Source organism: Bradyrhizobium sp. AZCC 1610 (assembly GCF_036924515.1).
GTDB lineage: Bacteria > Pseudomonadota > Alphaproteobacteria > Rhizobiales > Xanthobacteraceae > Bradyrhizobium.
In genome coordinates this window covers 3,102,624-3,129,281 of record NZ_JAZHRR010000001.1, presented here as the reverse complement: position 1 = coordinate 3,129,281, position 26,658 = coordinate 3,102,624, and the positions used below count along the sequence as shown (strand labels likewise).

Here is a 26,658-nt window from a genome sequence, read left to right as displayed (position 1 = left end):
GCTCCCGGCTGGTCTCCGGCAGCCGGTTCAGGCCGGCTGCGCTGTCGACGCCACCAGCATCCGCACGTCGGTGTAGATATTGACCAGCGGCGCGACCACCTTGTGCATGGCGGTCTTCGACACGATCGTGTCGTGGATGACCAGATGATCGACGCCCGTGGTCAGAAAGCAGTTCACGGCATCCTGCGGCGTTTCCACGATCGGCTCGCCCTTGATATTGAATGAGGTGTTGATCAGCACGGGAACACCGGTCAGCGCCTCGAATTCCTTTAGCAGGCGGTAAAGCATCGGATTGGTTTCTTCGCGCACGGTCTGCACCCGCGCGGTGCCGTCGACATGCACGATCGCAGGAATCCTGTCCCGCCACTCGGGACGAACCGGCTTGGCGATCAGCATGAAGGGTGAGTCCTCCTCGCCTTCGAAGATCTCCTTCATGCGCTCGGCCAGCACGATCGGCGCGAACGGCCGGAACGCCTGCCGGTGTTTGACGCGGCTGTTGAGGATATCCTTCATTTCGGGCTTGCGCGGATCGGCCAGCAGACTGCGGTTGCCGAGCGCTCGTGGTCCGAACTCCGACCGGTCCTGAAACCAGCCGATCACTTTCTGATCGGCGAGCAGCTTTGCCGTATCGCGGCAGACGTTCTCGCTCTTGACGGCATCGACCTGGATCCGCACCAGGAATTTCTGCAATTCCTTGGCGGCTTCCTGATCGCTGTAGCGCCTGCCGACATAGGAATGATCCATCACGAAGCCGCGGCGCTGCTTCAGGATTTCGAGCCAGCCGTAATAGGCGCAGCCAATGGCGATCCCGTCGTCGCCCGCCGCGGGCTGGATCCAGACGTTTTCGAATCCGGCTTCGCGGGCGACCCGGCCGTTCGCCACGCAATTCAGCGCCACGCCACCGGCCATGCAGAGGTTCTTCGCACCGGTGGTTTCGCGCAACCAGCGGGCTCGGGCAAGCAGGACGTTTTCGGTGTCGTCCTGCGTGCGCCAGGCCAGATCTTCCCAGTGCCGCATCGCAGGGCTCTTTTCCCAGTTGCTGCCGGGTTCGAACACGTAAGGCTGCTTGAACTCAGCGGTCCAGTGCGGCACCTGCAGCTGGCCGTCGGTCATTTCGAGCAGATGCTTGACCTGATCGCGGCGGCCATAGGGCGCCAATCCCATCAGCTCGCCGCACTTGTTCCAGTCGCCGAAGATGTAGGTCGAGGCGCGGCTGTAGAGCGCACCGAGGCCGGGCATGTTGTAGAATTCGTCGCTGAGGAAGCCGCGGTCGGGCTCCATCCAGACCTTTTTCAGGCATTCGAGCGCGGTGCCGCTGAACTTGTAGTAGCTCTCGGACTCGCGTGCCAGCGGCGTCGCCGTGTCGCTGGCGGGAAAGGCTTCCATGACGTCGGAGCGGTAGCTGCCGACGCCATCGACGATCATCACGACGCCATCCTCGAACGGCGACACCGCGAACGCGCTGTAGGCGTGCGCAAGATGATGGGAGATCGTGACCACCTTGTCCTGACGCGACAGATACAGCGGATGCTTGGCCGCGTCGCCCCGCTCGAAATCCGGCAGAAAGCCCGGCGCGTCAAAATAGACCAGCCGCTCCTCCATTTCCGGGACCGGCAGGATGTAGCAATTGCGCACCACGAGATCGACGTCGTCGAGCGTAATGCCTTCGGCCTCGAGGCAATAATCGATCACTTCCTTGTAGAAGCCCGATGCGTGCTTGGCCCGCGTGATCCGCTCCTTGGCGATCGCAAACACGATGGCGCCGTCGCGCAACAGGCAGGCGCTCACATCATGGTCATAAGTGTTCAGGCCAAGGACATAAGTGTGTTTTTTGGACATGGGTACTCGTTAAGGCGGGGATTCATCGTGCGCTGAAAAATGGAGATCGTGTCGACATCAAGATGCTGGCGTGGCCGTGCCGTAGCTTCTCTCCAAATTCTGCAACGCACAATCATCGGCGTTCAGCAAGCATTCAGGAAGATGAACGGCGCAACGCAAGAATGCTGGCCAATCCGACGGTAACTTGACCTTACCTGCCCTCCTTAATAAAGTCCCGACCCCGAAAGAACCTTAGTGAAAATATTGTCTTGCCGCATCTGAACCGAAGGCTTTCTCGCGCGTCTAAGTGGGACAGTGCCGAAGTCCAGATGCTTGGAAGTGACCGGGAGATTCTCGAATGGCTAAACGCTACAATATCCTGACCCGCTGCCTTGCAGCGTTGGCTTTGTTGTTCGTCTACGTGGCGAGCAGCTCTGCCATTCTGGTTGGCGCGACGACTTCGCCGGCAGAGGCGTACCGAGGCGGCAGAGGAGGCTATCGCGGTGGCCGTGGCTTCTATCGCGGCGGCGGTCGTGGCTTCTATCGCGGCCGAGGCCGAGGCTTCTATGGCGGGCCCGTTATTGTACGCCCTGGTCCGCGCTGCTGGTGGAACGCCTACGGCGCCCGCGTCTGCAGGTGGTGATATAGGCCGATCGTCGTCGCCTGAGGCGGGGATCGGAGACAAGATCAAAGGCGTGCCGGACAATCCGGCGCGCCTTTTCCATTTTGCGGATCGCTTCGCGACATGACAACTAGCTTGCGAGTCGCGGTAACAGCTTAAGCGCATTGCCGCGCTCGATCGCCGCTATCTGTTCTTCCGTGAACACGCCCGCCTCGCGCAGCCCCTTCACATGATCGCCGCCGGTCCGGTACGGGAAGTCCGTTCCGAACACGATCTGCGACGGCGGAATGATCGCCGCCAGCGCCGACATCGAGCCGCGGTTGGAGGTCTGCGCGGTGTCGTAGAAGAAACGCTTCAGCTCGGTGAGCGTGCCGTCGGGCACCGTCTCCTTGGCCTTCGGCGCCAGCAGCGGATGGCGGACGAAGCGTTCGATCAGGAACGGCATGGTCCCGCCCGCGTGGGAGAAGATCCAGCGGATGTCGGGAAACCGCCGCGCATTGCCGGAGAAGATGATGTCGGCGATGGTGCGCGTCGTGTCGGTGCCGAACTCGATCATGACGGGCGGCTGCGTCGGCGCCAGGTTCACGCAGCAATTGGCCGCCGTCGGATGGGTGTAGACCAACGCCTTGCGGCGATTGAGCTCCTCCATCACGGGCAGGAACAGCGGATCGCCGAGCCATTTGTCGCCGTAACTCGTCATCAAGGCGATGCCGTCGGCCTTGAGCGTGTCGAGCGCATACGTCAGTTCGCGCAGGCTGCCTTCGGCGTCGGTGAGCGGCAGCTTTGCGAAATTGCCAAACCGTCCGGGATAATCCGCAACAAGCTTCGCCGCATATTCATTCGACTCGCGGCAGAGCTTTCGCGCGTTCTCGCCCGTGGTGAAATTGACCGCGGGCGTGGTCACGGACAGCATCGCGGTGGCGATGCCGGCTCTATCCATGTCGGCCAGCGATTTCTCGATGCTCCAGTTCTTCATCAACGGATCGCCGAAGCCACTATCATTCGACGCGGTCACATAGGTCGGCGGCGACAGATGATGATGGACGTCAATCCGGAACGGTTTTGTGTCGACGGTTTGTGCCGTTGCCCGGCTGCTACCTGCCGCTGTTGTCAGCGCCAGCGCGCCGGCGCCGAACATGAAGCCGCGCCGGCTTGCTGCGGAACGCGACGAACTTGATGGGCCACAGCAGAAGCATCCCCGCAGCGGGGGCGTGCACAAATCCGTCATCCGTGCTCTCCCTGTTTTTGTTGTTGTCGCGTGCAGCCATCAGCCGTCGAGAATGGCGACCGCCCGGGTCCAGCCCGCCGAGGCGCGCTCGATCTTCACCGGGAAGCACGACACCATGAATCCGGTCGACGGCAGTTGTTCGAGATTGTGCAGCTTTTCGATGTGGCAATAGCCGATGTGGCGGCCGGCCTTGTGGCCTTCCCAGATCAGGCTGGCATCCCCAGTCTCGGCATATTTCTTCGCCGTGTAGATGAACGGCGCATCCCAGCTCCAGCCGTCGATGCCAGTCAGCCGCACGCCGCGCTCCAACAGATACATCGTCGCCTCGTAGCCCATGCCGCACCCGGAGGTGACGTAATCGGGCCTTCCATATTTGACGCCGGCGCTGGTGTTGACCACGACGATTTCCAGCGGCGACAGCGTATGGCCGATCCGCTTCAGTTCGGCTTCGACGTCCTTGGCGGTGGCGACATAGCCGTCCGGAAGATGCCGGAAGTCGAGCTTCACGCCCGGCTGTAGGCACCATTCCAGCGGCACCTCGTCGATGGTCCAGGAGCGCTCGCCGCGATTCATGGTGGGGTGGAAGTGCCAGGGCGCGTCGAGATGCGTTCCGTTGTGGGTGGAGAGCGATACCTGCTCGACCGCCCAGCCCTGCCCGTCCGGCAGGTCTTCCGCCTTCAGCCCGTCGAAGAACTGCAGCATCCGCGGCAGGCCCTGCTGGTGATCGATATACTGGATGGTCGGATGATTGCCGGGCGGATCGGCCGGCACGTCGTTTTGCAGGGGAACGGAGATATCGATCAACTTGCGCGCCATGGCGTTTCCTCGCTGGTGTTTCTTGTTTTGCTGACGTATCCGGGGGCAGCTATTGCCGCTCAACCCGGTTCTTCAAAATACCGATCTTTTCGACTTCGAGTTCGATGGTGTCGCCGTGCTCGAGATACCAGCCGAGCTCGAGGCCGCAGCCATTGCCGACAGTGCCGGATCCGATGAATTCGCCGGGCATCAGGGTCTCGTCCTTGCTGACGTGGGCGATGATCTCCTCGAACGAGAATAGCATGCCCTCGCTTACCCCTTGCGAGCGCCTCTCGCCGCTGACGCGCGCTTCCATCTTCAATTTGTAGGGATCGCCGATCTCGTCCGGCGTGACGATCCACGGCCCCATCACATTGCCGCCGTCAAAACTCTTGCCTTTCGCCGGCCCCAGCCGGCCTTCCATTTCGATGCGCTGGGCATCGCGGGCGGAAAAGTCGTTGAAGATCGTATAGCCGAAGATGTGGTCTTTGGCCTCGGCGGCGGAGATGTTGGCGCCCTTGCTTTTGGTGATGATGCCGAATTCGAGTTCGTAATCCATCACCTGGCTGTAGCGCGGCCACTTCACGGTGGTGTTGGTGCCGCGGACGCTGAAGCGGTTGGTGATGTAGTAGATCGGTTGCTTGCGGTAGATCTCCGGCAGCTCGCCAAGCGGCTCGGCCTCGATCCGCGCCAGTTCCGCCATGTCGCCCTTGGCGCGCGCGGCAAGCTTGAGCTGCCCGCGCGGGGCTTGCAGGATGTGCAGCGGGAACGACATGCCATCGCGCATCTGCCGCGGCTCCGGGACCGGCGCGAGAATCTCGGCGGTCTGCACCGGTACCGACAGGCTCGCGTCCTTGCCGTGCTTGTCGAACACCTGGGCTGCCTGTTCGAGCGCGCCGCCTCCGGCGTCGATCAATGCCAGCATCGATGCGAAGGCCGGGCTGGCGCTTCCGCTCCGGTTAACGGCGGCTGCGAGATCGAACAGAAGCGTATCGCCCGTATGCACGATTCCGATCTTTTCCTGTCCGCCGGATTTGAATGTCGCGAGTTTCACTGGATGACCCCTTGTTTTCCGATGAAATATATGATCAAAAAAAATATCGATAAACAAGACAGAAAAATGTATATTGGGGAGAATGTAGTGAAAAAGGTCCTTGCCGCCCTTGCGGTCAGCGTGGCGCTGACTGGCACCGCCTTTGCGCAAGCCAAGATCCAGGTCGGCTGCACGGCGACCTCGGACTGCGCCTCGGCGATGGTGGCCATCGACGAAGGCATCTTCAAAAAGCACGGGCTAGACGTCGAGATGACGCCGATCGGCATCAACTCGAATATCCCGGCGGCGATCCTGTCGAACTCGATCCAGATCGGCGGGCCGACCTCGACCGTGTTCCTGCAGGCGGCCGATGGCGGCCTCGATCTCGTTGCGATTGCCGGCGCAACCGTGATGAGCCCTGTGTCGAACGGCAACATCACCGCCTTTGTCCGCAACGGCATCACCATCAAGGAGCCGAAGGATTTCGTCGGCAAGAAGGTCGGCGCGCCCGGCCTGAACGCCTTCCTGCACGTGCTGTTCGTGAAATGGCTGGTGGAGAAAGGCGTCGATCCCAAGGGCGTCAATTTCGTCGAGGTCACCTTCCCGACCATGGCCGATATCATCAAGTCGGGCGGCGTCGATGCCGTGCTGACCGCCGAACCGTTCGTGACGCGGATGACCAATGCCGGACTGGGCTCGGTCGGCGCACGCTACGCGGTCGAACTGGCGCGCACCGACCCCATCATCTTCTACGCGGCCTCGCGCGAATGGGCCGACAAGAACGCCGCGGCCATCAAGAAATTCCGCGACGCGATCGCCGAGTCCGCGGTCATCGTCAACAACGACCGCGAAAAGGCATCGACCTCGATCTCAAAATTCACCAAGCAGCCGATCGAGCTGGTCAAGGCGACGCCGCCGAACCGCTCCGAACCGGCGCTGAAGCCCGAGCAACTCGGCTGGTGGATCGAAGTGATGTCGTCGCAGAAGATGCTGCAATCCAAGCTCGACACGTCGAAGCTGGTCCTGAAGTAGAGGATTTCGCGATGCCGGCCTCCGAGCGCCAACCGAGCCGACTGGTGACCGAGGCCGCCACGCTGAGCGAGCGCGCAGCCGTGCTGGTCGAGCAGGACATCCTGGCCGGTCATCTGGCGCCGGGATCGCGACTCGGCATCGTCGATCTGGTCCAGCGCTACGAGATCGGCGCCACGCCGCTGCGCGAGGGCTTGTCGCGGCTAATGTCGCGCGGGCTGATCGTCAGCATCGGACAGCGCGGCTTTCGCGTCGCCGACGTCAGCCGCGAGGATCTGCTCGACATCACCTGCATGCGCACGGCGGTCGAGGTCGAGGCCATTCGGCTGGCGATCATCCACGGCGACGATGCCTGGGAGGCCGGTATCGTCAGCGCATTGCACCAGATGCGCCGCCATATCGAGCGGACCGGCGATGAATTCCGCGAGGGCGCGGAGGATTTCGACCGGCTGCACAAGGGCTTTCACACTGCCCTGCTGGCGGCGTGCGGCTCGAAGCGTTTGCTGGCAGCCCATTCCGATCTCTACGACCAGGCCTACCGCTACCGCCGCATGATGATGCGCTCGGTCGATAGCGGCAAGAAATTCGTGCGCGCGCATCAATTGCTGGCCGATCGGGCGATCGCGCGCGATATTCCCGGCTCGCAGACGATGCTGGAAGCACATCTGCGCTCGACCCTCAATTTCGTCTATCCTCCCGGCAGCGAGAGTTGAATCATGGCAAGCGCCGCAAAACGCCTCGAAGCCGTACCCGGCATCCCTGCGCCGCAGATCGCATTTGACGGAGTGACGCTCGTACTCGGCGGCAAGACCATCATCGAAAATCTCAGCCTCGGCGTTCGTCCCGGCGAATTCCTCTGCATCGTCGGCGCGTCCGGTTGCGGCAAGACCACGGCGCTGCGTCTGGCGGCAGGGCTCTACCAGCCGACCAGCGGCAAGGTGAATTTCGACGGCCAGTCGATGCGCGAGCCGCGCCGCGAGATCGCGATCGTGTTCCAGGACTACGGCAAGGCGCTGCTGCCGTGGCGTACCGCGGCAGGCAACGTCTCGCTGGCGCTGGAAGCGGGCGGCATGCCGTCATCCGAGCGCCCTGCCCGCATCGAGGAATTGCTGCGCACCGTCGGCCTGCCCGGCCACGCGAGCAAATATCCCGCCGAAATGTCCGGTGGCATGCAGCAGCGCCTGCAGATCGCCCGCTGCCTCGCTCAGGAGCCGAAGACGCTTCTGATGGACGAGCCGTTCGGCGCGCTGGACGCGATGACGCGGCAGGGCTTGCAGGACGAGGTGCTGTCGCTGGTGGCGGCCAGCGGCGCCACCGTGATCTTCGTGACCCACGACCTCGACGAAGCCATCTATCTCGGTGACCGCGTCATCGGCCTGTTGCCGCATCCGGGACGGATCGGCATCGAGCTTTCGGTCAACCTGCCGCGCCCGCGCGATCAATTGTCGACCCGCGAGCATCCCGAATTCCTGCGGCTGCGGCGGCAATTGTTCGACTTCATCAAGGCGACCGAGCAGTGACGGCCAATTCCGCCAAGGCGCTGGTGCTGCCGCTCGCGGTGCTGGTGGCGTTCGAGGTCTGGGCGCGCGCCACCCATCTGCAAAGCGACAGCCTTGCGCCGCCGAGCGAAATCGTCATGGCGCTCTTCGGCGCCTTCGCCGATTTCTCGATCCTGACGGCGACGCGCGACACGCTGTTCTCGGCGTTCACGGGCCTCGCCATCGGCACCCTCATTGGCCTGGCGTTCGGCATCGCCTGTTGGAATTTCGGATACCCTCAACCGCCTGATGGAAGTGACCGTCGAGGCGATCCGTCCAATACCCTCGATCGCACTGCTGCCGATCGCGCTGATCGCGCTCGGCTTCGGCTATCGCATGGAAATCGTGATCGTGGCGTTCGCCTGCGTCTGGCCGATTCTGATCCTGTCGCGCGCGGCCGTGCGCAGCATCGAGCCGCGGCTGATGGAGGTGTCGCGCGCGCTGCGGCTGCCGCCGGCGCAGCGGGTCTGGAAGATCATCATCCCGGCCGCATTGCCGCGGATCTTCGTCGCCTTTCGGCTGTCGGCCGGCATTGCCCTGATCGTCGCCGTGACCGTCGAAATCGCGATCAACCCGCTCGGCCTCGGCGCCGGCATCATGCTGGCGCAGCAGGCGCTGCGTCCCGACCTGATGCTGGCCTATCTGGTCTGGATCGGCATCATCGGCTACGCGCTGAACGTGCTTCTGACCGTGGCCCAGCACCGCCTGTTCGGCCGTGCCGCGTTGAGTGGAGACAGCCCATGAACCGCACAGCGATCGTCTGGCGCGTGGCAAGCTTTGCGATAGCAGCCGGCTTCATTGCGCTCTGGCAATTGATCGCCAATTTGAAACTGGTCTCGCCGGTGTTCCTGCCGGGACCGGACCGCGCCTGGGCCTCGCTGGTGCGCGGATTTTCCGCAGGCGACCTCTGGAGCAAGCTCGCGGGCACGCTCGAACACATGGCCTATGGCTGGCTCGCCGCCTCCATCGCCGGCATCGCCATCGGCGCAATCATCGGATCGTCGCGCACGATGCGGACCTATGTCGCGCCCTCGCTGGAGTTTTTGCGGCCGCTCCCGGTATCGGCGATCATTCCGGTTGCGATCGCCATGCTCGGATTGACGCAGGCGATGGCGCTGTTCGTGATCGCCTTCGGCGCGATCTGGCCGATCATGCTGGCGACCATCCATGGTTTTGCGGCGGTCGAACCCCGGCTCTACGAGGTGGCGCGGTCGTTGCAGATGTCGCGGCTCGCCGTGACCTTCAAGATCGCGCTGCCCTCCGCCAGCCCCGACATTCTCGCCGGCATGCGCCTCAGCCTGACGGTAGCGCTGATCCTGTCGGTGGTCTGCGAAATCCTGGCCGGCCTCGACGGGCTCGGCCACTGGGTGCTGCTGTCGGCCCGCGCCTTCCGCTCGGCCGACCTGTTCGCCGGTGTCATCCTGCTTGGCGTTACCGGCTATGTGACGTCGGTGGCGATGTCGCTGGCGGAGCATCGTCTGTTGGCATGGCAGGCGGCGCAGCGCTGACTGGGCAGCTACGGCTGCGAAGCATTCTCCGACATACGTTCCGGCATCCGTTCAAGCCAGACAGCGTTCTTCTTTGTCCTGACCACGTCCCTGCGAACGCGCCGCCAGGCAGCCTTGAGGCTGAAGGTCACGAGCACCTCGTGGTGCCGCATCCCCTTGCCGCCCTTGACCAGCCCGAGATCGCGGATGACGCAGTACGTCCCGCTGCTCATGCGGGCGAACTTCGCACCTTGAAAATGATTGCGCACACGCGACAACATGGCTGCAGCATGCACCGCGCGTCGATTCCGTCAATCTTGACGGCCGCCGAATCAACCTCGCCGAGCTGCGAAGCCGTCAAAGCGTTGCGTTGTTGCCGCGCTCGCCGATGCGATGCACCTGACCCGTCGGAACCCGCACGCGGCTCAACACCTCCCGACGATCGCTCATCCGCGCGCTCGGCGGCTCGCGCTGCGCAAAGCATTCAAGAATCTGGATACGGATTTCTTCCGCGAGCGGACCCTCGACCCGGCGCATGCGATTCCAGAGCCGGATTATTTCCCGTTGCTTCTCGACATCCATTGGTCACCTCCGAAGAACGACCAAAGAGAACATAACGAGAACGATATTGCAAGCCACAAAGTGGCAACTTTCTCTAGAAGCAGATACTGAGAATCTTCAGTCGGCAGGCCTCAGCCGCGCGCGGTTTAGGCTTCGCAGCATGTGCCTGCTTTGAATCCTTCGGTGAACTTTTTGGCGAACTCTTCGGCTTCTTAGGACGCTCGTAGTCGCCTGCGATCACCATGGCCCAATACATGCGACCGGTCTTCGCGCTTTTCACGCTGGCAACACCCACGCGCGTGGCGCCGGGCAGCAGCAGGTTTTTTCGATGCCCTGACGAATTGATCCACTGGTCGAGGGTTTTGGGAAAACCGTCATAGCCGTATGCAATGTTCTCTGCGGCTCGGCCGGCGCCCGCCGGGCTGACACGCGTAGTGAATCGGCCGAGGACGTCGTGATCCAGTTGATCCTTTGCGGCCATTGCCTGGGCTTGATCGTGTGCAATCCGTGTGAGAGCAGCATCCAAGGTTACGCGCTTCTGCCCGTGCTTTAGCCGAAAATCGGAAATCATCTGCGCCGGATTGGCCGCGGCCGTCTGGCCCAGAACTGTGGTGGCAAAACAAAGCGCCAGCCCCAGCAGCAGAGCCTGCCGCGCCAGAACGACCGTCTTCGTACCGGTCACAAGTTTCCCCCTGCCCTTTCCCAAATTTGGATCGCTGGGAAGTTTCAATCTGAAAAAGACGTGGCAAGTCATTGATCTTATTGGTCGGGGCAGCTGGAGTAGAATTCCCCCGACCAAAACCTCAATGATTTCAACAAATGCTTGTATCACAAGGACTTAAGCCCTACGACTGTTACGACTAGGTGTTACGACTCAGGCATCGAAGGTAACATGGCTTTAGCCTCAAATATTGTTCGCCGTCCAGGTTCATCCCGCTACTACGTCCGCGTGAGCGTCCCCACGAAGCTTCAAGCGTTCCTCCGAAAAAAGGAACTCTGGAAGTCCCTGGGCACCAGTGATCCTCACGCCGCGCGGGCCAAAGCGTTGCCGATCATGTCCGGCTGGTATGCCGAGTTTGAGGCCCTGATGGCACGGCGCGAGCCGAGCGCGGCGGATCTGCAGGGCGCAACCTGGTCGCACTACTCGACGGCGCTGGAGCTAGACCGGCTGGAGCGTGCCGCCCTGCCCACTGATGCGGCGATCCAAGCGGTTCAGGAAGAGCTGGCGACAGATATTGAGGCCGGTCGCGTGCCCTGGTCCGACGATCCTTTGGTGCAACTGAGCGCCGCACTTGATCTGAAGATGATGAAGGAAGCCAGCGCTACGTCGCGAGAACTGCGCATGCACAAGCTGGCAGCGGTCCGGAAGCACTTGGCGGCAGGCGAGACGGCGCTGATCGAATGGGCGGCCGATGACGTGATCCAGCGCGACCGGCTGTTGATCGAAAAAGGCTCCGCGGCCTACCGCGAGCTTTGCCAACGCCTGCAGCGGGCCGAAATACAGGCCTTGGAGCGCGCCCAGGAACGCGACCAGGGCAATTGGACCGGCGCGCCGGCTGATCCGGTAGTCGCGCCGGTTGACCCCACCATGGGCCGGAAGCACGCGGCGCCAGGCGAAACCCTCGCGGAATTGTATGCGCGCTACCAGGTCGAGCAAAGCGGTCGCGTGAGCGCCGACACCTGGGCGCAGAATTTGGGAATTGCGAAGCTGTTCTTTGAGCACGTCGGGGAGACCGCGCACGTAACGGCGATCACCCGGAAGTCGGTCCGTAGTTGGAAGCATGCCCTTGCGTCCTGGCCGCGCAAGGCGACCTCGATCAAAGAATTTCAGGGCATGAGCTTTAAGAAAGTCATCGAGGCGAACGCGACGGTAGGCAAGCCGGTCATCAGCGTCCGCACGACCAATCGATATCTGAGCGCGATCGCGCCGTTCTGCCAATGGCTGTTCGATAACGAATACATCGAGGCCGACGCCTGCCGGGGCATGTTCCTGACCGTCGATAAGGAGAAGCGGACGGTCTATCCCTGGTCGGGTGACGAACTTAAAACGATCTTTTCGTCACCGCTCTTTCGTCGTTGCCGGGGCGACAAACAGGAACACTTGCCGGGCGACGTCGCTGTTAGAGATTGGCGTTACTGGCTTCCCTACCTCGCGGCCTACAGCGGCGCCAGGCTGGGCGAATTGGCGCAATTGCTGACCAGCGACGTTCGGCAGCTGCATGGCGTCTGGATTTTGCACGTGACGCCGGAAGGGGCGGACGGCAAGTCGGTCAAAACGGCCGGCAGCGCGCGCGTTGTGCCGGTGCACTCACGATTAATCGAACTGGGTTTCATCAACTACCATAAGCGCATGGTGGCGCGCGGCGAGACGCAACTGTTTCCAGAACTTGAGCCGGACACGCGGGGACACTTTTCGCGGACGCCGTCGCGCTTCTTCGCGGGCTACTTCCAGGACATTGGCGTGAAGGTAGACAAGAGCCGGAATTTTCACTCCTTCCGGCATTCTGCCGCCGACGCGTTCCGACGCGCGGGGTTCATGGATGAGACGTTTGCGCCGTTGCTGGGGCACACAAAGGGAAGCACGACGGGGCTTTATGGCGTCGTGCCGCAAGGCATCTTGAGCCAGCGCGTTGAGATGATTGAGGCGATCAGCTACCCCGGCCTTGTCGATCTGATGGAGCAAGGGCGACCCGTCTGCCAGCGATCAGCTGCGGCAAGCGATAGCGAATCGGTAAAAAGATTCTGGCGATAAGTCGAAAAAAGCTCCCCGAACGACCACGAATCGGCCATCTTGCTCAATGGCCGAATCAGAAGAACCCCAAAGGGGCATGTTCAGGCGCATCACCTAGACCAGATAGGGGCGCGATTCGCAATGTCTCTGCAATTGGATATCCCTGACGAATTCTTTGATCCGAAACCCTTCTATAGAACTCGCGATGCAGCCGAAGCGGTGCTTCGTGAAATCAAAGAGCACATTAAGAAGACGGGTGAACCGCATACGTGGCGGCACCACACTCATGCAAAGCCGGTGGCTGGGGCTCGTATCGTCTACCTGGGCACGTTCGATCTGCCCGAAAGCCATCAAGCGCCCGATAGACATGCACCGTGCCCGTGCTGTTCACCGCGCGCGCCGAAGTTTTCAAGGAACGGAAAGATCGCGTGGTTTCCGGACGAGCATGTGATCAGAATGATTGGCCCTGAGTGCTTTCAGACTTTGAATCCAGAAGGGCATTGGGAGGCGGTGGCGCAGTTCGATCGTGAAGAAGCTGCGCGACGGACAATCTCGTATCTCCTACAGAACATTCATCTTGCGAGTGAGATTCGTGAAACTGTTCTAGCGGCCGGACCTACCCTAACCGCCATCGATCAGGTTCATACGGCGCTCCGCAACCGGATCGACGAATTCGTGCGCGTCGATCTTTGGAGACATGTTGGCCGGGGCGAACTCAACGTTCATGTTGAAGGGCGGCGCCTACGTCGCGCTCGCGGTGGGGCAGAGGAAGTGGAAACATTTCTGGATATTCAGAGGCTCAGTCTTTTCCCTGAATGCAAAATGTTTAGCCCAAAAACGTCGCATCTTGCCGGGCGTATGACGACATGCGCGAAGCGATTGTCCTTCTTGGAGTTCGGTGATGAGGTTCAAGAGCGAGTCCGGCATATGGAGCAAATGGAACGGGCCAAGGCGGCGCGGATGCTCGCGTCCGGCCTTAATACCGCTCGCAACATTTTTGCAGACGCGGAGGCGATCAGAAGTGGCTTCAAGCCACTCAGCATCTCTACCTTGAAGGGATGGACGAAACACAAGGGGTGCCCTGTCCGGCTCTATATCGACGGCGACTACGGGAATTTCTACATCGGCGCGGACGAAAGCCATCGAATGAGAATTGAATTGCCAGAAGCATTCTGGAACACCTTAGGTCGGTTGCCGGAGATTTCTACGGCGCTCGATTAAGCCGCTCACTGGGGCGCATGGAGATTGTAGTGATGGCGAAGGAACCTGACAACCTCGGTCGTGTCGCAGAGATTGAAATCGACGAGTCGGCTGCGATCATAGTCGAGCAGATCGACAACGAGATCACCGTCGCTATCGCTAGCGTTGTGGGGGTTCATTTTCAGGTAACGGCGGAACAGGCGCTCGAGCTCTCTCGGGCCCTGGCTCTTGCCGCTGAGAATGCGGCAAAATCTCCCGCATCAACCGAGGCGTAATGCGCGCAACAAAAAGGGCGCGGTCTCCCGCGCCCTTGTCGCCGAAATGTTGCGATCAGTGCCGCGTCAGATGATCCTCATAGTGCGCAAGCGTGACCGCGCTCCGGATGTGGTTCGGCCAGATGTCGCCTACCTCGCCCAGCACGATCTTGATCTCGTTGCCGGTCACCGCGCCACACGCTGGACAGGGCGGCAGGTGCGCCAGGCGATCCGCCAGTGGCTCCATGCGGTCCTTTGCTAGCGGACCGATGACGGCCCTGATCTGATCGGCATTGCCATTGCCGGCGACGGGCAACAGGCATTCAACTAGCGCGTGGTAGAGATCGGTCCCGAGATACAATTCAGTCATTTCAGCCCCGATGTTTGGTGATGCACGGGATTGAAATGGATGATTTGAGATTCGGCGGCAAGGCTGGTTGGTTCGGAAAAACCGAAATATCAGTCGTTGCTTACTAAGGTTGTGGGATCAGGACAATGGGTTAGCCAGTTGAGATATATTTTCAATCAGTGACCGCTTACAATCATCGTTCAATATGCGGGGAGGATGAGCATTGGAACGGATTAACCCCTTTTCTTTCTACGATTTCGGAAAAACAATTCAGTCGTTCGTCGCGCTGACCGGTGACGTCGCTACGCAAAAAGCTTTTTGGCCTCTTTGGCAGGCCAAATCGCATATGGAAACTCTCATCAAGGGAGACCCAATCCCTGTCGGGATATCAATAGGGAAGGCGCGGTTGGTGGTGGACCGGCTGAATGAGGTTTTCACCGGCCGGTTCGAAACCAAAGATCAAGACGGCAAGCCAACCTTGCGGTTTCCTGAAGATGGTGACGCTCCCATTGGCGAGTGGCAGATGAATTGGATTAGATCAACCATTTCCGAATTTGAGACTGTATTTGCCGAGGAAATGCGAGAGACCGCAACTTACTTCGTTCCCCGCCGCGGCATTTATCATACGCCAGCGTTGGTGGACACCGCTGATAATACGTTTCCTGCCGACTTGCAGGCGCATATTCCACAGAAGGCAAAGGACGATTGGAGGGCAGCCGGACGTTGCTTGGCGTTTAATCTCCTATCCGCATCCGGTTTTCACGTGGCTCGGGCAGTCGAAGCCTGTCTTGAAGTTTACTATCAGCTGTTCAGTGGAAAACCGAATGAGACATTGAACGGTTGGAAGGACTACATCATCGCCCTGGAGAAAATCGCCGCGAAGAACCCGACGCCCAGTCCATCAAAAAAGACGCTCACGGAGTTGGACCAGATGCGGGAAGATTATCGGAATCCGATCGTCCATCCCCGGGTCGTCCTTACTGAGGGCGACGCCCGTATGCTTTTTGCAAATGGCGAGAGCTTGATCATCGCGATGGCGCAAGAGATCGCGGAGGCAACGAATGGTATCCAGCCGACGCTACAGCTCGAAGGCGGAAGCGCCACCAATGCGCTCCCTAGTCCAGAAGCGGCCAATCCCGCATGATCCGGCGCACCTCACCGTAAACCCATTTGGCTTCCCGGCTGAGCGGCTGGGTGACCGTAAAAGTCCGGGGTCCGATGATCGTGGCGACCTGGCTGACTGCGATACGTGTGCGACGCGATGCTGTTTAATTTCTAATCGGATAGAAATGAAACTGCATCAGCGCCCGAAATAGACGGTCAGATATCGCGAGAACTTGCTATAATAGCAATTGATGAGAACCTGTCTTCCTTCCTTTGGGGCGACAGTATAGCGGCTTCAAACGAGACGGTGAGGCGGGAAACCACGCCTCCTATGAGCCAGCCGCAGGCGAACGGGATATCGGACCACGCGCACCCCTACGGAGAGGTAGGACGCCTTGGTCAGGTTGCACCGGACGATCGCAGATCGTCGAACGCGCCAAAAGATGAAGGCCCTGCCTCACGGCACCCTTCACCAGCCCCATGTTGATGGATTGTCTTGCATGCGGGTTGGGCGTCCGGTTTCGGCCGGATAACCGCATGATTGCTTGCAATCGAGAAACGGAGCTTATGGCGAGGCCAATGGATGCCGCCTCGCCGTGATCGTCATCACGACCGCTACGCTCCAGACTAACCTTCGGTGGAATGAACCCTCGAATTTCTCTCCCTTCAGGATAGGCGCTTAGGCTTATGGTCTAGGTGCTTGTCCTTGGAGGGAGAAAGTTTCCTTTGGAATGGTGATTGAGTGTGTAAGTTGGTTTGTATGTTTCAATCGATGTGATCGACTGCAAAGCGGGAGCGCGAAGCGCTCCCTGACAATACCGTTGAGCGGTGACACTACTAATAGTGTGCGGTGAATTGACTCCCGAAAAAGTTTTCGAGAAACTGCGTAAAAGCTCGAAGAAGTTGCTATAATGGAAGTAGGCAACGCTCGCCGCGTGTGTCTCATCAGGGAAGCCCTCGGGAATGACTCCTCCCGGGGGCTATCTCTTTGCCAACTATCGCTTGAGCAAGCCGCCTGGTCGCATTTGAGTCCGCATCTGCTTCACAACGGCAGCGTCTACCGCGTCTTGAACGTGGCGCCCGATGACCTTCCCGAGCGCATCGTGATCGGCCTGTGAAGATCCTGGCGATCCCTGCACCGTCACATTGACCGCCGTCGAGATGGTATGGCCACCGCCAGCACTAAGCGCCGGAACTGAGCCAACCGCGCCACCGTCTGCAAAACGAGGCAAACGGTCGCTGTTGATTGCCTGCAACAATGGCAGGTGCCTCGCCGTAGATTGCGCATTCGTAATGAACTCGCCGTTGGAGACGCGCGCGACAATGCTGTCACTGCGGCCGGTTCCTGGTCCTTGAATCTGGCCGCCGTCCGCGAAGTTTCCGGCGCTGACCAGGCCGCCGTCGGCAAAGCCGAACAGTCCGCCGCCCAGGGCACCGCTCAACGAGCGCATGATCGGTTGCACGACCAGCATTTTGATTAGGGCCTCTTCGAGCGACCGTAAGATCACCTTACCCATGCTGGCGAAGCCCTCACTGACGGATTTGGTGCCGTCGAGAATGTCTGCCAAGCCCGTCGTCAACGATGACGACATGGTGTTGCCGATGGACCGCATGACCTCGTTGGTCCGCATCGCCTGCGCTTCCACGCTGCCGAGCGCTGTTGCGACGTCGGGATAGATCGACCGCAGGCGTTCCGCGATCTGCACGTCTTGCGGATCAAGCAAAGCCGTTTGTGAATCGCGCCTGATTTCACTGGCAACTTTGGCCTGCTCAATCGCCTTGGTTGCCTGGGCGTAGGCGTCGGCGACTTCGTTGATCTTCTGGCGTTGTTCCTCGGTGACGACGTTAGCGCCCTTCCCCGCCGCTGCGTTCGCCTGCATCGCGACGGTTTCGAGTTGCGCGACGATCTTCAATCTATTTCTGGCCTCGGTCGTAAGATCGACCGCGCCAGCTTCCGCCTTCAATGCAGCGATGCGCTTCTCGGTGCCGTCGATAGCACCCTGAAGCTTATCGACGCCGGTATCTGTCGGCTTCAACGTCGGCGCTGCACCAGCGCCGCGTGACGTGCCAGGAACGGGCGGGCCATACTGATCGCCCTGGGCGAGCGCGGCGATCTCCTTTTGCAGCCGGTCGCGGTGGCCCTCAAGGGTCTCACGGCTGGCAAGGATGCCATACGTGTCGGTCCAAGAGCTTGTGCCGTTGAGCCGCGCGTTGACCTTTCCGAGCGCATCGCGTTTGGCGTCGATGTCGGTGTCGCTGGTAAAGCCGGGGATTTTGATCTGGTTCGAAAGCTCCACGGCCTTGGCGATCAGGTTGATCGTGTCCGCCCAATAGCCCTTTATCGTCAGCAGGACCGATGCCAGGTCATCCCACGATGGTTTTAGCGCCGTCGATAGGCGTTGGTGAGCCCTCTGAAGTTCAAGGTCCATTTCCTTTGCGCGCTGCACCAGGACGTTCGAAAAGATGCCGTCCGAATTGGCGCTGACTTCCTTGACCGTCGCCAGCATGCTCTCCGCGCTGGTCTTGCCCTGCCGGATACGCTCCACAAATTGCGATCCAAACATGCGCTCGCCGAGATCGAGCGCGGCGGCGCGCTGCCCAATCTGCTCAAGCTGTTGCATCGCCTTCAATACGGCGATGACCTTCTGTTCCTGGGTATTGGCGTCACGGAACAGCACCAGGCCCTCAAGCTTGCCGCTCGCAACGGTGGCGTTGAGAACGCGCAGCGCTTTTTCAACATCGGTGATCCGCTCTTTGCCGGTCTCCCAGGCGCCGATATCGATAGGCGACTTCTCTTTCGTCGCGCCGAACGCATGGCTCAATGCGGATTCGAGTTCGCCAGCTTCTACCTTCAGCTTTTTGGATTCGGCGGTGAACGATTGCAGGAACTGTGGCGAGACGCCCAGGTTTTGCGCCTTGTCGGCAAGGGCGACCATGTCCGCAAGCTGTTCCCGCGCGCCGCTGATGGCGTCGGACATAAGCTTGAAGCTTCCGACGACCAGCGCGATCCTGCCAACCATGCCGAGCGCCATGCGGGAAGCTGAAGCTAGCAAACCGTCCCTGATCCCCTCGTTCATGTTGAGGAATTGCTGACTGATCTGCCGTGCGACGGTGCCGACGTGGTTGCTGGCCTCGTTCATTTTCGAGCGGAACGCCTGAATATCCGGCGCGCCAAGTGCGATGTCGAGGGACGGTTTCTTGGCCATTACGCGGCCTCCCCTTCCTGGTCCGCAAACAGCGTGGAGAGCACGCGGACGGCAGTGGCGAGATTTTCCAGCACCGGACGCGCGCGCACATGCTTATCGACCAGGTCGTCGGCTTCCTCGCGGGACAAGCCGCCGCCGATCAGGCCCAGGTAGATAACCTGCTCTATGTCGTCGGTGCTGGCGACGCCCTGCTCAAACCGTTTGAAGGCCGCTGCAGGTGTGGATCCGAAGTCGCCCGGGAGCCCGCGAACGGACAAGACGGATCGAACCCAGCGTTGATTGAGGGTCATGTGGTGTGATCCGCCAGCCCAAATGATCGGGCGCGGGGTGTCGGTGGTGTCAGTCATTGATCGATTGCCTTTCCAATTGCGTCTGAGATTGCTTCGTCTATGTCGGGCTTCATCGCCCTATAGGTCGAATAAAAGAAGGGGCGCGCCGGCTGCCTCGAATTGCCGAATTCGAAACCGAGGCTGTAGTCGTATGGCTCGCCGCTACCGGTGCGGACCTCGGTGGTCGTGAGCTCGCCGCCCGCGACAACATGCACGTCGAGCGGATCGCGGGTTTCAACACGGCATGATTCCTCAAGGTGTCCACTTTCGTCCGGTGCCGCCTGGTGTGCCCGTAACGCCGCGCGCTGGGCTTCCGATAGCTGGCGCGCCTGGTCCTGGAGAACGTCCGCGACGTTCTGCTCAACCTTGTCCGGGAGGCTTTCCAGATAATCTTGAAGCTCGTCGGCGGTCATAGGACCATGTCCTCAGCGGTGACGTTGGGGTCGTCGAGGAAGCTGAGGCCACTGTTCCCAGCCGCCGCGCGCGACACGGCCATCCACGACGCGGCAGCGCCGTCGATCCGATCAGTAGACTTGCCCTTGTGCATGACGCGGTTGCCAGCGCTGTCGGTGTGGATCGCGACGTTCGAAAAGCACCAGCGGAGCACCGGATGGCCGCCGTGACGAAAATTGCCGCTCAAAATTGCAGCCTCAAGGGTGTTGAGAGCCGGCGATTGTGTGATCCAGCCCTGACGCATCGTAATGACCGGCAGTCCTTCGTCATTCAGCGGCCCTGTCACGGCCTGGGCGTAGGCTGCATCGAATGCGATCTCCCGAACGTCATAGCGCTGGCAGAGACCGCGAATGCAGTCCGCGACTGCTCGGTTGTCGATCACGTTGCCTGGGGTCGCCGTGATGAATCCCTCTTGCGACCAGCGAACATAATCAACGCCGTCGAGATCGCCGCGCTTCCGGATGTCGTCAGCGGGACAGAAGAACTGCGGCAATACGGTATAGGTGTCGCCCTCCCGGAAGCATGCGACCACGGCGGACAGGTCCGTTGTCTTGGACATATCGCAGCCGATCCAACACGGCGCACCGACCAGAGCGTCATAGTTGATCGGATCGGCGCCCTTGTCATAAACGCTCATGTCCACAAACGGGCTGGTGCTATGGTCAAGCCAGATGTTCAGCTTGTATTGCTTCAGGCTGTCGCGTTCGGTCGGGCTGTCTTTCGCCCGCGCGACATGGCGGCGGAATCCGTCTAGCGAGGGATAGCCATGAGCGCTGCCAGGATTGACGCGGCGCCAAACGTCCTCGCTGGTCCAATCGCATTCGGGAGCAGCCTCAAACAAGACCGGCAACAGTGATGGATCGATGATTTCACCACGCGCCACCTTGCGGGCGCGCTCAATCACTTCATGGGCGATGTTGTCCTGGCCACGTCCCGCCGTAGTCGCCACGACTAGAAGGCTATTGTCCGTCTTATCGAGGCCGTTTGTTAGCACCTTCCAGAGATCAGTGCCGCGCCAGACATGGATTTCATCCGCCAGGACGAAAGCCGGTGTCCGTCCCTCTTGTCCGGGAGCGTCAGACGACACAACCTCAAGCTCCGAACTCTCGCGCGGATACGCGATTTTCTTCGCCGAATTAAACGCGTCATAGACCTTGACATTGCTTAGGACGCGCTTGTCCGCCTGCACGATGCCGCGCGCCTCTTTGAAGGCGATGCCGGCCTGCTTCCGGTCACTTGCGGCAAAGATACACTCGCCGCCAGGGACCAATTCGGGGCCGATGGTATGCAGTAGCGCAAGCGCCGCCGACAAACTGGTCTTACGGTTGCCGCGCGGGACAAGGACCACGACGGTGTTGACGATCCGCGTGCCGTCATCCTTTCGCGGGCCATAGATGCGCCGGACGATGCGCTCCTGCCACGGGTCAAGGCTGAATGCTTTCTTCGGCGAGCGGCTTTTTGGATGCTTCAGCCGACGCAGAAACTCGACCGCGCGCTCGCCATAGCCGAACGGGTCGGGAATTTCGGTGCCGTCATACAACCAGTCAGGATACGTTGAGTGGATTGTCGTCATCGTCGTCCTGGTTGTCGTCGCGGATCGAAGGGCGTGACCTCGATACCGGGGTAAGGCCAAGTTCAGCGGCAAGCTGGCGCGCTGTCTTGATGGCCTGATCCTGCATGCGGAAGAGCTTTGGATCGATGCCGGCGCGCAGCAGCTTTTCAAGCTCGCGAACGCGGCCAATCGCTATGCAATAACTTTCGAGGCTACCGAGATCGGCATTCGTCAGAATGCGTCGCTCAACGAGATCAGGCATCACCCGCCGCCATTCGGCTTTTGCATGCGTTGAGAGCCACGCAGCCGGTTTCACGACACCCAGAGCCTTCTGGTCTGCGGCAAGCGCAGGTTTTCGACCCTTCACGCCGCAACCCCCTCGACAAAAGAGCAAAGTGGAGTCAATTTTACCCGATGAAACAGCGCTATGATCTTTTTGCGATTTCGCTCTTGCTCTTTGCTGCAATTTTTGTGGTTTGGATTGTTGCGCTGCCGGCCGGCGCCGATTGGATTAAGTTTGTCGCGGCCCTCATTGCGGCGATCAGTGTAATTGTTGGTGTGCGGACGACTAGGCGTCAAATGCAATTGGCTGCACGAGGTCGCGAGCAAGATAGACTTGAAAAGGAATTGCCCGGCCTTCGCAAAGCTTTTGAACTCGCAATGAGGTTCAAAGAACTTACGGAGCCAACCGAAATTCTCAAGGAGTTCGAGTTTTTTGGAGCCCGCACGTTGATGGGAGCTGATTTTGAGGATCAAATCGAGAAGATGATTCCATCTTCCCCCTATGTTGTAAGGGCTGAACTCTCGAAAGAACTTATGAAATTCCGCCAAGGCGCGCAGCGCCTTGATAAGGCTAAAAGAGATTCTGACGCTGCAAGCTACGATCCTAGATATACCGGGAAGGAAATGCGCGCCAACTGGGAGCGAAGGAAGGCCGAAGCGGAATCCGAGCATGAGAAGGCTGAGGAGGAATTCAAGCGTTGTGTAGAGGAAATGCGAGGCGTGTATGAGAATCTTGGCGCCCAGGTAACAGCTGACGAGAAGCGCCGACAAATATTGCGAGCGGAGCAGAATAAGCTTCTCGGAATTTGATTCTGGTTGAGAACTCATAGTCCGGCGCGCTCGCACGTAATGTCCAAGCCGGCGCGACGACCGATCTCTCTAATCTTCTGAATCTTGTAGGCGTGCCCCTCGTAGAGGACGTGGCTCTCCAGCGTAACGCCTTCGATCCAGTAGATCCGGAACGTGATTGTGGTGTCCGTAGCGGTGTGAACGCCCTCGCGATTGCTGGTGTCGTATTGCAGCATCTGCGCCCGCACTGCGGCGGCCGTATTCCACACGTCCATAGGCGTGCCGTATAGATCAAGGCCGGTGGTCCTGGTCTGAATCTCAATAACGCGGTCGAGTGTTCCTGCCCTCATCACGCGCGCTCCTTCATGATACCCGCTACGGTAACGATCGCATGGCTGTAATTCGCATGGGGGTCGCGCATGTATTGCAGATTGGTCACCGCAAGATCGTGGCAATCGAAGCCGTCGATCCGCAACACTGCTCGCTCAACCTCAGCATCGAACGTCAGCGCGCCGACGATGGCGCTACCAACCTGTTTCGCCTGCACCAGGCCCGGCTCATCGATCCAGACATGGATGGTGGCGTAACTGGTCGAATAGAAGCGCCGCGGGACCGTCTGGCCCTCGCCCAGGAGGATCACCGGGACAACCTCGGGCCTTCCGTTGGTGTCGAGAATGCTGCCGGCCGGCACCAGCGCCAGAACGTCGGGGGACGCAACCAGGCGATTCCTAATGGCCTTCTGCAATGCGAGGGAGGGATCGTGCCGCATGTCAGGCGCACCAGGCCCGGTAGTCGCTCAGCATATCGAGCAAGCCGAACGGCAATTCCTGCGCGGTGATACCGACCAGGACGGTCTCACGGTTGTTGTAGAGGTGGGCAGCCAACATCAAGACGGCCTCCCGCACGCGGGGCGGCTCGTTTCCGTTGAACTCGCCAACGTAGGTCGCCACCCAATCAGAGGCGGCGGCAAGCTTCGCCGTGATCAGGTCGTCATCCGCGTCGGTCGTGACGTTAAGGTGTGCCTTGGCGTCGGCTAGTGTCAAAAGTGCCATTCAAAAAAACTCCAATTAGATTCTGTCTTGCGTCGAGGAGAACCACCGGTCAGGAGAGCGTTTCGGAAAGTTCTCGACCCTCCCCCGGTGGGGTCATCGCCACGCCTTTCAACCGATCAAGCATGTCCTCTTCAAACGCATCGATTGCGCGCCGCTGTTCGCAAGCGAAGCGACGCACAGCTTCGCGCATCTCATGATCGGCCTGAGCCTGGGGCTTAATGGGGTGTGTCCAGCGTCGCTTGATGGTAAGAGCCTGCTCGACGGACCAACCAGCATCGATGCGCTTGGTGATCGTCGAGGGCAATATTCCGATCTGTCGAGCCCAGTCGCTAACGCTCATGGTGACGCCGTCGTGGGTAATCTTACGGACGCGAGACATTGGCTTCTTGGCTTTCGTTGGTGGTAGAGCGACGCGAACGGCGGGGCTTCCGGGGTTTTGGGGGCGCTGGACAATCGAGCGGCAACACCTGGTCGATGCGCTTGGACACCTGGGCGCGAATCCGGTCGGGTTCATACCCAGCCAGGCGGCACACCTCAGCGAAGTCACGGTTGGGCTTCGTCAGCCAATCTCGTGCGCCCATGATCTCCATGTTCCGTCGGCGGCTCTTACCCACCGCACAGATCGCGTCATCGATGGCCTGGGCGATGACAGCACACCAAAGCTGGCGCTCGTCTTCACTTGAGATCATTGCCCGCGCTCCTGCCGCTGCTTTTTCGAGTTGTGACAATGGGTGCAGAGCGGCTGCCAATTGCTTTTCAGCCAGAACAACCGCTTATCGCCGCGGTGCGGCTTGATGTGATCGACCACGCTGGCAGGCTTGCCGCAGCGCTGCCCGGATACGATCAGCATTTCGCAATGAGGATGATGGGCCAGGAAACCGGCGCGGGCCTTCTGCCACTGGCCGTCATAGCCGCGCGCTGCGGCGTTCGGGCGTCGTCTATCGATCTCAGCGCGGTGCGCAACCTGACAGGCGCAAAGCACGCCGGAAGCGACGACGCGGCCACAACTACAAAGACGGTTGGGTTTGGTCGGCATTACGGCACGTCCCGCATGTCGGTGACGCTGCTATCGCCCAGGGCATTCAAGCGGTCCCTCGCCGAGCGCAAATCGGTAATCGTTTCGTCGGCGCCGTCTTCCTGCTTGCCGCCGAACACGGCCTTCAGCATTTCGACGCGGCCTTTCTGCGCCTCCAGGATCTCCGCAGGCGTTGCCGCCCAAGCAATCTCGGGGCTCCAGCCCAGCCAGCCAGTCGCGAGCCTGTAGAGACGAGTGTGATATTCGAGGAACGTGATCTGTTCGATGGTCGGGCTGTCATCCTTGATGACCAGTTCGTCACCGGCCAACGCCAAGAGGAACGTGCACACTTGGGGGATGATCAGGTCCAGGCTGATCACCAGGGGGTCATGTTCGGAGGAGCTATCGAGGTAGTCCGTAAGGGCAGACGTTTGACCGCAGCCCTCTTTGATCACATCAGACAGAGCAGAAACACTGCCACTAGCAACAGCGTTGAACAGGTTGTGGAAGCCATGATATTTTTGTTCAAGGCGAAAGGCAGCCCCAAGCGTCGGGCGCAGCCGGATCGATTCATGACCGATCACAAGTTCACTGTCTGCTTGGAGCCGCATAATCGCCGTCCCTTACGCGACCGGGCGCTTGTTGGCGTGACCACGCACGACAACAGCACCGGCAGCGATCGAGGTTCCGCTGTTCTTGGTGAGGACAACCCGGACGTATCGCTTGTGACCGACGTAGCCCTGCTTAAAGCTGCCATCGGCAGTCAGGGACGCCGGCAAGGCGCCGATCAGGTTGTCGGCCGCAACGTCGGCAAAATCGCCGTCCGTCGTGGTGTCCGATTCCTGCATCTTGGCCGTATAGTCACCAGCACCGGCAACAGCGCCGGTGTTGACGACCAGGACGGCGCCCTGGAAGCCGAGCAGATCGACCGCGCTGCCTTTGATGGTTGCGGCTTGCACCGCGGGAGAGAGCGCCAGAATGACGCCGAGATTTGAAGCTAGATCGCGCAAGGCGAATCCTTTCTATGACTGAATGATGGGGATGGTGAGAGAGCGGCCTTAGCCGCCCTCGGTTTGCGAATTAGGCCGTGGCGATCTTGAGCTTGACGATGGCTTTCGGCTGAACCACATCGGCGCCGACGCGGCGGGTTGCGTGAATGCGTGTCGCGCCCTTCGTTGCGAGCGAGTAGGGATTGACCAGCGTCGAAAGCTCGACGCGATCAACGATCCGATACGCGGTTTTGAAGTCGCCGAACAAAATCGGCGTGGCGTTTGCGGCAATGCCGGGCATGTCCGGAATTTCCAGCACGGGGTAGCCGAGAAGCGTTTCGGGCTGGCCGAGTGCAAGCGATGGCTGCCAGAACGGCTGCCCGAACGTGTTTGCGAGCATACGAAGCGATGCCAGCGTCAAGCCATTCATCAGCCAAGTTCCGCGATTGCGATAGAACGCCGGGAGCCTGTAAATGAACTCGGTCAAGCCCGAGACCGTCACACTGGTTGCGTTCCCGCTCAGCCAGGTCTCGACGTCCGGATGCGTCAGCAACCCGCGCGGCTGCAACGGTCCCGAACCGGACACGAAAGAAACGCCTTCCTTCTGACCAAAGTCTTCGGCTAGCGCCAAGCGAACTTCAGCGTTCACGTCCGCGGCAGAATCCTGCAAGAGCTGGTTGGAAACGTCCACGAAGGTGTTTATCTCGCGCGTCGGGATTTCCAGTCCGCCGAAAGCCGGCTCTGACTCTTCCGAATCGGCAAGCTCGCCCTTCCACTTGGAATTGGTGATCGCGGTGCGCTTGAGCAGGCTCACCGAGGCGAAGCTGGTAGGCTTCACCGTCGCGATCGAACGGATCGGCGAAAACAGAACGAGATCGCGGATGAATTCCTGGGTGAATTCGACTGGCGCGAGGTAGCCGCCCTGGGCGTCGCTACTGACGCGCAGCGTCTTGGTCTCTAGAACCGAGTTCGGGTTGCGCAGGTAGTCCGCGAAAGCCTTGGTCTCGAGCTTTGTGTCCGTATTGTCGTTATCAGCCGTCAGGCTGGGGCGGCCGGCTTTGGCCTCCAGTTTGTCCAGACGATCAGCAAGCTTGCTGTTGTCGTTTGACGCCGTCTTGGTTTCGACGTCCTTCAAGCGAGCATCGAAGGCCAGCTGGAAATCGCCGAGCGCCTTCGTGACAAGCGCCGCCGGGTCGGCGTCATTGCCTTCCTTCAATTCGATTTTGAGATTGGACCTCATAA

General features: G+C 60.3%; 33 protein-coding genes. 10 read left to right on the top strand and 23 right to left on the bottom strand.

Annotated features, from left to right (window positions below; translation table 11 throughout):
* Positions 1–27: 27 nt before the first annotated feature.
* From V1279_RS15475 to V1279_RS15460, 4 genes are all read right to left on the bottom strand, one after another.
* Positions 28–1,839 carry a carbamoyltransferase family protein gene (locus V1279_RS15475; RefSeq protein WP_334437312.1) on the bottom strand — a complete coding sequence of 604 codons (1,812 nt, stop codon included), beginning with the start codon at positions 1,837–1,839 and terminating at the stop codon, positions 28–30.
* A 731-nt stretch (positions 1,840–2,570) separates the two neighbouring features.
* Complete coding sequence (locus V1279_RS15470; protein ID WP_334437309.1) at positions 2,571–3,578, bottom strand: amidohydrolase family protein; 1,008 nt, start codon at positions 3,576–3,578, stop codon at positions 2,571–2,573.
* A 129-nt stretch (positions 3,579–3,707) separates the two neighbouring features.
* Positions 3,708–4,484: a cyclase family protein gene (locus tag V1279_RS15465; RefSeq protein ID WP_334437307.1), complete on the bottom strand. Its 777-nt coding sequence runs from the start codon at positions 4,482–4,484 to the stop codon at positions 3,708–3,710.
* A 49-nt stretch (positions 4,485–4,533) separates the two neighbouring features.
* Entirely contained in the window at positions 4,534–5,517 is a 984-nt protein-coding gene (locus V1279_RS15460; protein WP_334437305.1) for a fumarylacetoacetate hydrolase family protein, read from the bottom strand.
* Positions 5,518–5,604: 87 nt separating this feature from the next.
* On the opposite strand from V1279_RS15460, the gene V1279_RS15455 reads away from it, so the two are divergent.
* The 3 genes from V1279_RS15455 to V1279_RS15445 are packed head-to-tail and all read left to right on the top strand — an operon-like array spanning position 5,605 to position 8,045.
* Complete coding sequence (locus tag V1279_RS15455; protein ID WP_442894771.1) at positions 5,605–6,528, top strand: ABC transporter substrate-binding protein; 924 nt, start codon at positions 5,605–5,607, stop codon at positions 6,526–6,528.
* Positions 6,529–6,539: 11 nt separating this feature from the next.
* The gene (locus V1279_RS15450) at positions 6,540–7,238 is read left to right on the top strand and encodes a GntR family transcriptional regulator (RefSeq protein ID WP_334437303.1); all 699 of its coding nucleotides are present in this window, start codon (positions 6,540–6,542) and stop codon (positions 7,236–7,238) included.
* Between the two features lie 3 nt (positions 7,239–7,241).
* Positions 7,242–8,045, top strand: a complete 804-nt coding sequence (locus V1279_RS15445; protein WP_334437301.1) for an ABC transporter ATP-binding protein — start codon at positions 7,242–7,244, stop codon at positions 8,043–8,045.
* On the opposite strand, the gene V1279_RS15440 is transcribed toward V1279_RS15445, so the two are convergent.
* Entirely contained in the window at positions 8,026–8,247 is a 222-nt protein-coding gene (locus V1279_RS15440; RefSeq protein ID WP_334437298.1) for a hypothetical protein, read from the bottom strand. The two genes, V1279_RS15445 and V1279_RS15440, sit on opposite strands and share 20 nt — an antisense overlap.
* Before the next feature lie 11 nt (positions 8,248–8,258).
* Between V1279_RS15440 and V1279_RS15435 the strand changes: the two genes are divergently transcribed.
* Entirely contained in the window at positions 8,259–8,807 is a 549-nt protein-coding gene (locus V1279_RS15435; RefSeq protein ID WP_334437296.1) for an ABC transporter permease, read from the top strand.
* Positions 8,804–9,571, top strand: a complete 768-nt coding sequence (locus V1279_RS15430; protein WP_334437294.1) for an ABC transporter permease — start codon at positions 8,804–8,806, stop codon at positions 9,569–9,571. Before V1279_RS15435 ends, V1279_RS15430 begins: the two co-directional genes overlap by 4 nt.
* 8 nt (positions 9,572–9,579) lie before the next feature.
* On the opposite strand, the gene V1279_RS15425 is transcribed toward V1279_RS15430, so the two are convergent.
* From V1279_RS15425 to V1279_RS15415, 3 genes are all read right to left on the bottom strand, one after another.
* Complete coding sequence (locus V1279_RS15425; RefSeq protein ID WP_334437292.1) at positions 9,580–9,783, bottom strand: hypothetical protein; 204 nt, start codon at positions 9,781–9,783, stop codon at positions 9,580–9,582.
* Positions 9,784–9,907: 124 nt separating this feature from the next.
* Positions 9,908–10,132, bottom strand: coding sequence for a hypothetical protein (locus V1279_RS15420; protein ID WP_334437290.1), 225 nt, complete (start codon positions 10,130–10,132; stop codon positions 9,908–9,910).
* A gap of 73 nt (positions 10,133–10,205) precedes the next feature.
* Positions 10,206–10,793: a CAP domain-containing protein gene (locus V1279_RS15415; protein WP_442894770.1), complete on the bottom strand. Its 588-nt coding sequence runs from the start codon at positions 10,791–10,793 to the stop codon at positions 10,206–10,208.
* Positions 10,794–11,003: 210 nt separating this feature from the next.
* Between V1279_RS15415 and V1279_RS15410 the strand changes: the two genes are divergently transcribed.
* The 3 genes from V1279_RS15410 (at position 11,004) to V1279_RS15400 (ending at position 14,317) form a co-directional block, all read left to right on the top strand.
* The gene (locus tag V1279_RS15410; RefSeq protein WP_334437288.1) at positions 11,004–12,863 is read left to right on the top strand and encodes a site-specific integrase; all 1,860 of its coding nucleotides are present in this window, start codon (positions 11,004–11,006) and stop codon (positions 12,861–12,863) included.
* Positions 12,864–12,983: 120 nt separating this feature from the next.
* The gene (locus V1279_RS15405; RefSeq protein WP_334437286.1) at positions 12,984–14,063 is read left to right on the top strand and encodes a hypothetical protein; all 1,080 of its coding nucleotides are present in this window, start codon (positions 12,984–12,986) and stop codon (positions 14,061–14,063) included.
* 32 nt (positions 14,064–14,095) lie between these two features.
* Complete coding sequence (locus tag V1279_RS15400) at positions 14,096–14,317, top strand: hypothetical protein (protein WP_334437283.1); 222 nt, start codon at positions 14,096–14,098, stop codon at positions 14,315–14,317.
* Between the two features lie 55 nt (positions 14,318–14,372).
* Here V1279_RS15400 and V1279_RS15395 read toward each other — a convergent pair whose 3' ends face one another.
* Entirely contained in the window at positions 14,373–14,666 is a 294-nt protein-coding gene (locus V1279_RS15395) for a hypothetical protein (RefSeq protein ID WP_334437281.1), read from the bottom strand.
* A 202-nt stretch (positions 14,667–14,868) separates the two neighbouring features.
* Between V1279_RS15395 and V1279_RS15390 the strand changes: the two genes are divergently transcribed.
* Positions 14,869–15,789, top strand: coding sequence for a hypothetical protein (locus tag V1279_RS15390; RefSeq protein ID WP_334437279.1), 921 nt, complete (start codon positions 14,869–14,871; stop codon positions 15,787–15,789).
* Between the two features lie 955 nt (positions 15,790–16,744).
* Here the strand turns inward: V1279_RS15390 and V1279_RS15385 are convergent.
* The 5 genes from V1279_RS15385 to V1279_RS15365 are packed head-to-tail and all read right to left on the bottom strand — an operon-like array spanning position 16,745 to position 21,551.
* Positions 16,745–18,955: a hypothetical protein gene (locus V1279_RS15385; RefSeq protein WP_334437277.1), complete on the bottom strand. Its 2,211-nt coding sequence runs from the start codon at positions 18,953–18,955 to the stop codon at positions 16,745–16,747.
* Positions 18,955–19,302 carry a GTA-gp10 family protein gene (locus V1279_RS15380; RefSeq protein ID WP_334437276.1) on the bottom strand — a complete coding sequence of 116 codons (348 nt, stop codon included), beginning with the start codon at positions 19,300–19,302 and terminating at the stop codon, positions 18,955–18,957. Before V1279_RS15380 ends, V1279_RS15385 begins: the two co-directional genes overlap by 1 nt.
* Positions 19,299–19,697, bottom strand: coding sequence for an HK97-gp10 family putative phage morphogenesis protein (locus V1279_RS15375; protein WP_334437275.1), 399 nt, complete (start codon positions 19,695–19,697; stop codon positions 19,299–19,301). The genes V1279_RS15380 and V1279_RS15375 overlap by 4 nt, the downstream gene beginning before the upstream one ends.
* Complete coding sequence (locus V1279_RS15370; protein WP_334437273.1) at positions 19,694–21,310, bottom strand: terminase large subunit; 1,617 nt, start codon at positions 21,308–21,310, stop codon at positions 19,694–19,696. The genes V1279_RS15375 and V1279_RS15370 overlap by 4 nt, the downstream gene beginning before the upstream one ends.
* On the bottom strand, positions 21,282–21,551 hold the full coding sequence (locus tag V1279_RS15365; RefSeq protein WP_334437271.1) for a P27 family phage terminase small subunit: 270 nt from the start codon (positions 21,549–21,551) through the stop codon (positions 21,282–21,284). The genes V1279_RS15370 and V1279_RS15365 overlap by 29 nt, the downstream gene beginning before the upstream one ends.
* A 152-nt stretch (positions 21,552–21,703) precedes the next feature.
* Here V1279_RS15365 and V1279_RS15360 point away from each other — a divergent pair, with 152 nt between their 5' ends.
* Entirely contained in the window at positions 21,704–22,381 is a 678-nt protein-coding gene (locus V1279_RS15360; protein ID WP_334437269.1) for a hypothetical protein, read from the top strand.
* A 14-nt stretch (positions 22,382–22,395) separates the two neighbouring features.
* Here the strand turns inward: V1279_RS15360 and V1279_RS15355 are convergent, their stop codons facing one another.
* The 9 genes from V1279_RS15355 to V1279_RS15315 form a co-directional block, all read right to left on the bottom strand.
* Complete coding sequence (locus V1279_RS15355; RefSeq protein WP_334437266.1) at positions 22,396–22,710, bottom strand: head-tail adaptor protein; 315 nt, start codon at positions 22,708–22,710, stop codon at positions 22,396–22,398.
* Positions 22,710–23,129 (bottom strand): DUF3168 domain-containing protein, encoded by a 420-nt coding sequence (locus tag V1279_RS15350; protein WP_334437263.1) that lies wholly within the window; start codon positions 23,127–23,129, stop codon positions 22,710–22,712. Before V1279_RS15350 ends, V1279_RS15355 begins: the two co-directional genes overlap by 1 nt.
* A gap of 1 nt (position 23,130) precedes the next feature.
* On the bottom strand, positions 23,131–23,412 hold the full coding sequence (locus V1279_RS15345) for a head-tail connector protein (protein WP_334437260.1): 282 nt from the start codon (positions 23,410–23,412) through the stop codon (positions 23,131–23,133).
* A gap of 49 nt (positions 23,413–23,461) precedes the next feature.
* Entirely contained in the window at positions 23,462–23,752 is a 291-nt protein-coding gene (locus V1279_RS15340; RefSeq protein WP_334437257.1) for a hypothetical protein, read from the bottom strand.
* A 22-nt stretch (positions 23,753–23,774) separates the two neighbouring features.
* A complete protein-coding gene (locus V1279_RS15335) occupies positions 23,775–24,101 on the bottom strand; it encodes a hypothetical protein (protein WP_334437255.1) in 327 nt (108 codons plus the stop codon).
* The gene (locus V1279_RS15330; protein WP_334437252.1) at positions 24,098–24,448 is read right to left on the bottom strand and encodes an HNH endonuclease signature motif containing protein; all 351 of its coding nucleotides are present in this window, start codon (positions 24,446–24,448) and stop codon (positions 24,098–24,100) included. The genes V1279_RS15335 and V1279_RS15330 overlap by 4 nt, the downstream gene beginning before the upstream one ends.
* Positions 24,448–25,038, bottom strand: coding sequence for a hypothetical protein (locus V1279_RS15325; protein ID WP_334437249.1), 591 nt, complete (start codon positions 25,036–25,038; stop codon positions 24,448–24,450). The genes V1279_RS15330 and V1279_RS15325 overlap by 1 nt, the downstream gene beginning before the upstream one ends.
* A gap of 12 nt (positions 25,039–25,050) precedes the next feature.
* Positions 25,051–25,437 (bottom strand): hypothetical protein, encoded by a 387-nt coding sequence (locus tag V1279_RS15320; RefSeq protein ID WP_334437246.1) that lies wholly within the window; start codon positions 25,435–25,437, stop codon positions 25,051–25,053.
* 70 nt (positions 25,438–25,507) lie between these two features.
* A complete protein-coding gene (locus tag V1279_RS15315; protein ID WP_334437243.1) occupies positions 25,508–26,656 on the bottom strand; it encodes a phage major capsid protein in 1,149 nt (382 codons plus the stop codon).
* Positions 26,657–26,658 lie beyond the last annotated feature (2 nt).

Excerpts from the sequence above, each read along its gene's own strand:
- V1279_RS15475 (WP_334437312.1), bottom strand. The coding sequence starts at position 1,839 with ATGTCCAAAAAACACACTTATGTCCTTGGCCTGAACACTTATGACCAT.
- V1279_RS15470 (WP_334437309.1), bottom strand. The coding sequence starts at position 3,578 with ATGTTCGGCGCCGGCGCGCTGGCGCTGACAACAGCGGCAGGTAGCAGC.
- V1279_RS15465 (WP_334437307.1), bottom strand. The coding sequence starts at position 4,484 with ATGGCGCGCAAGTTGATCGATATCTCCGTTCCCCTGCAAAACGACGTG.
- V1279_RS15450 (WP_334437303.1), top strand. The coding sequence starts at position 6,540 with ATGCCGGCCTCCGAGCGCCAACCGAGCCGACTGGTGACCGAGGCCGCC.
- V1279_RS15445 (WP_334437301.1), top strand. The coding sequence starts at position 7,242 with ATGGCAAGCGCCGCAAAACGCCTCGAAGCCGTACCCGGCATCCCTGCG.
- V1279_RS15440 (WP_334437298.1), bottom strand. The coding sequence starts at position 8,247 with ATGGCGAGGCCCGTGAACGCCGAGAACAGCGTGTCGCGCGTCGCCGTC.
- V1279_RS15430 (WP_334437294.1), top strand. The coding sequence starts at position 8,804 with ATGAACCGCACAGCGATCGTCTGGCGCGTGGCAAGCTTTGCGATAGCA.
- V1279_RS15425 (WP_334437292.1), bottom strand. The coding sequence starts at position 9,783 with ATGAGCAGCGGGACGTACTGCGTCATCCGCGATCTCGGGCTGGTCAAG.
- V1279_RS15420 (WP_334437290.1), bottom strand. The coding sequence starts at position 10,132 with ATGGATGTCGAGAAGCAACGGGAAATAATCCGGCTCTGGAATCGCATG.
- V1279_RS15410 (WP_334437288.1), top strand. The coding sequence starts at position 11,004 with ATGGCTTTAGCCTCAAATATTGTTCGCCGTCCAGGTTCATCCCGCTAC.
- V1279_RS15405 (WP_334437286.1), top strand. The coding sequence starts at position 12,984 with ATGTCTCTGCAATTGGATATCCCTGACGAATTCTTTGATCCGAAACCC.
- V1279_RS15400 (WP_334437283.1), top strand. The coding sequence starts at position 14,096 with ATGGCGAAGGAACCTGACAACCTCGGTCGTGTCGCAGAGATTGAAATC.
- V1279_RS15395 (WP_334437281.1), bottom strand. The coding sequence starts at position 14,666 with ATGACTGAATTGTATCTCGGGACCGATCTCTACCACGCGCTAGTTGAA.
- V1279_RS15385 (WP_334437277.1), bottom strand. The coding sequence starts at position 18,955 with ATGGCCAAGAAACCGTCCCTCGACATCGCACTTGGCGCGCCGGATATT.
- V1279_RS15380 (WP_334437276.1), bottom strand. The coding sequence starts at position 19,302 with ATGACTGACACCACCGACACCCCGCGCCCGATCATTTGGGCTGGCGGA.
- V1279_RS15375 (WP_334437275.1), bottom strand. The coding sequence starts at position 19,697 with ATGACCGCCGACGAGCTTCAAGATTATCTGGAAAGCCTCCCGGACAAG.
- V1279_RS15370 (WP_334437273.1), bottom strand. The coding sequence starts at position 21,310 with ATGACGACAATCCACTCAACGTATCCTGACTGGTTGTATGACGGCACC.
- V1279_RS15365 (WP_334437271.1), bottom strand. The coding sequence starts at position 21,551 with ATGCCTGATCTCGTTGAGCGACGCATTCTGACGAATGCCGATCTCGGT.
- V1279_RS15360 (WP_334437269.1), top strand. The coding sequence starts at position 21,704 with ATGAAACAGCGCTATGATCTTTTTGCGATTTCGCTCTTGCTCTTTGCT.
- V1279_RS15355 (WP_334437266.1), bottom strand. The coding sequence starts at position 22,710 with ATGAGGGCAGGAACACTCGACCGCGTTATTGAGATTCAGACCAGGACC.
- V1279_RS15350 (WP_334437263.1), bottom strand. The coding sequence starts at position 23,129 with ATGCGGCACGATCCCTCCCTCGCATTGCAGAAGGCCATTAGGAATCGC.
- V1279_RS15345 (WP_334437260.1), bottom strand. The coding sequence starts at position 23,412 with ATGGCACTTTTGACACTAGCCGACGCCAAGGCACACCTTAACGTCACG.
- V1279_RS15340 (WP_334437257.1), bottom strand. The coding sequence starts at position 23,752 with ATGAGCGTTAGCGACTGGGCTCGACAGATCGGAATATTGCCCTCGACG.
- V1279_RS15335 (WP_334437255.1), bottom strand. The coding sequence starts at position 24,101 with ATGATCTCAAGTGAAGACGAGCGCCAGCTTTGGTGTGCTGTCATCGCC.
- V1279_RS15330 (WP_334437252.1), bottom strand. The coding sequence starts at position 24,448 with ATGCCGACCAAACCCAACCGTCTTTGTAGTTGTGGCCGCGTCGTCGCT.
- V1279_RS15325 (WP_334437249.1), bottom strand. The coding sequence starts at position 25,038 with ATGCGGCTCCAAGCAGACAGTGAACTTGTGATCGGTCATGAATCGATC.
- V1279_RS15315 (WP_334437243.1), bottom strand. The coding sequence starts at position 26,656 with ATGAGGTCCAATCTCAAAATCGAATTGAAGGAAGGCAATGACGCCGAC.